We start from the raw sequence: 2,359 nt of genomic DNA, 5'->3' as shown, positions 1-2,359 counted from the left end.
GCTGGCGGCCTAAGGACGGAGGCCCCGGTCTCCAAGATTTCTGCCGCACGCCCAAATGCCGGAGTTTTGTCGAGTTGTGCTACCCTTTTGCGCTTTTGATGACCTCAACTTCATCAGGCGATGCCGCAAATCGGGCGAAAATGTAACGAAGAATTCGATACGCCGGGTAGACGTGGGTTTTGACAGCTTGCGAGCTGGGGGTTTGCCGCCTCAACTGGCGCTCTACTCGGCCTCTTCGGAAACTCGTTACATTTTCGCCCGATTCCTGGCACACACCCCCACTTCCATGGTGCGCGGGAAGCGCGGGGGTCTCGTGCGAGTGGTTTTGTTCGCTTCTTGCAGCGCGTGCATGTGTAAGTCCGTGCACGTACAATAAGGCGTGTACGTTGCGTGCCAATACTCAAAAAGGAGCCGCCATGATCGACCGCTATACCCGTCCCGAGATGGGCCACATCTTCTCGCTTGAGAACAAGTACGCCATTTGGCAGGAGATTGAGGTCCTTGCCTGCGAGGCGCAGGCCGAACTCGGCAAATGCGGTATTACCAAGGAGGAGGCCGCTTGGATCCGCGAGCACGCCGCTTTTAACAAGGCTGAGGTGGACGAAATCGAGGCCGTCACCAATCATGACGTCATCGCGTTCCTTACCAACATGGGCTCCTACATCGATGCCGATGTGCCCGAGGGCGATCCCAAGCCCAGCCGCTGGGTGCACTACGGTATGACCAGCTCCGACCTGGGAGACACTGCCCTGTGCTATCAGCTTGTTCAGGCCACGGACATCATCATTGAGGACGTACGCAAGCTCGGCGAGATTTGTCGCCGCCGTGCGTTCGAGGAGCGCAATACCCTGTGCGTGGGTCGCACCCATGGCATCCATGCCGAGCCCATGACGTTCGGCATGAAGTTCGGCAGCTGGGCCTGGGAGCTCAAGCGCGACCTCGACCGCCTCATCGACGCGCGTAAGAACGTCGCGTTCGGCGCGATTTCCGGCGCGGTGGGCACGTACAGCTCCATTGACCCGTTTGTCGAGGAGTACGTGTGCGAGCACCTCGGTCTCGCCCATGATCCGCTGTCTACGCAGGTTATTTCGCGCGACCATCATGCATATCTCGCCGGCGTGTTGGCCACGACCGCCGCGACCTGCGACCGCATTGCCACCGAGATTCGCAATTTGCAGAAGACCGACACCCTTGAGGCCGAGGAGCCCTTCCGCAAGGGTCAGAAGGGCAGTTCCGCGATGCCCCACAAGCGCAATCCCATCACCCTCGAGAAGGTGTGCGGCCTGTCGCGCGTGGTGAAGGCGAATGCCCAGGTTGCGTTTGACAATGTGGCCCTGTGGCACGAGCGCGACATCTCGCATTCCTCTGCCGAGCGCGTGGCGCAGGCCGACAGCTTCATCGCGCTCGACCACATGCTCACCTGCCTCATTCGCATCGTCGACGGCCTGATTCTGTATCCGGCACGCATGCAGGCGAACCTCGACCTTACGTGCGGCCTCATCTTCTCTTCCAAGGTGCTGCTCGCCTTGGTGGACACGGGCATTACGCGTGAGGACGCCTACAAGATCGTCCAGCGCAATTCCATGGCCGTGTGGGACGATGTTCACGCTGCCGTCGATGGCCCGACGCTGCGTGAGCGCCTCGAGGCCGATCCGGAGTGCACGGTGCCTGCCGAAAAGCTTGACGAGATTTTCGATCCGTGGGACTTCCTCACCCGCATCGACACGGTCTTTACGCGTCTGGAGCAGCTGAGCTTCTAGCGTGTAAGGGAATGGCTCGTTTTGCATACAGACGAGGGAATTAGGGGTGCCACCGGCGTGAAACAGTCGGCGGCACCCTTTGTCATACGGGCAATGTTTTGCCCCATGCTCAAGTGCTGGAACTGTACAATGAAAGCACCCGGCGACGCGATCGCCCCGATGGCGTCGTTGACGAACGAGAAGTCGGACCCCAAGAGAAACGAGGTGGGTATGAGTATCGGAACAAAGAAATGTACAACCGCTATCCTCGTGTTGGCCACGGCGCTATCTACGGCTACTTTTTTGCCGTCCGTGGCGTATGCGCATGAGGAGCCCGTCCCTACAGTTCGGACGACCGAGCAGCAGGCAACCATACTCTCTCTCGATGAGGATGTTTCCGAGCGCGCCGGAGGGGTGGTTGCGAGCATTGACGGCGTCGAGTACCCGACGCTCAACGAGGCACTTGCGGCTGCTAAAGACGGCCAAACGGTCAGGGTGCTGGCAAACACGACCATGACCACGGGTCGCGTGGACGGCGTCTCCGTCACGCTGGACCTGAACGGATGCACCGTCCAGGTGGACAACCGCGCGTTCAATGTAATCTCCGGCGGCAGGCTCAC

Annotated in this window: 2 protein-coding genes; both read left to right on the top strand. The window is 60.0% G+C overall.

What is annotated here, in order from left to right:
* The first annotated feature begins 416 nt into the window (after window positions 1-416).
* Window positions 417-1,760 (top strand): adenylosuccinate lyase, encoded by a 1,344-nt coding sequence (gene purB, locus ACT8II_RS09285; protein WP_330006657.1) that lies wholly within the window; start codon window positions 417-419, stop codon window positions 1,758-1,760.
* A gap of 210 nt (window positions 1,761-1,970) precedes the next feature.
* Window positions 1,971-2,359 (top strand): hypothetical protein (locus tag ACT8II_RS09280; protein WP_443813943.1); only part of this gene is annotated, 389 nt, incomplete at its 3' end.

The organism is Collinsella sp. (assembly GCF_052346665.1).
Classification (GTDB): domain Bacteria; phylum Actinomycetota; class Coriobacteriia; order Coriobacteriales; family Coriobacteriaceae; genus Collinsella.
The sequence above is the reverse complement of the archived record's forward strand: the minus strand, read 5'-3'. Positions and strand labels throughout refer to the sequence as shown.

Bases quoted from the DNA above. Each gene is read 5' to 3' on its own strand.
- purB (WP_330006657.1), top strand. From the start codon at position 417: ATGATCGACCGCTATACCCGTCCCGAGATGGGCCACATCTTCTCGCTT.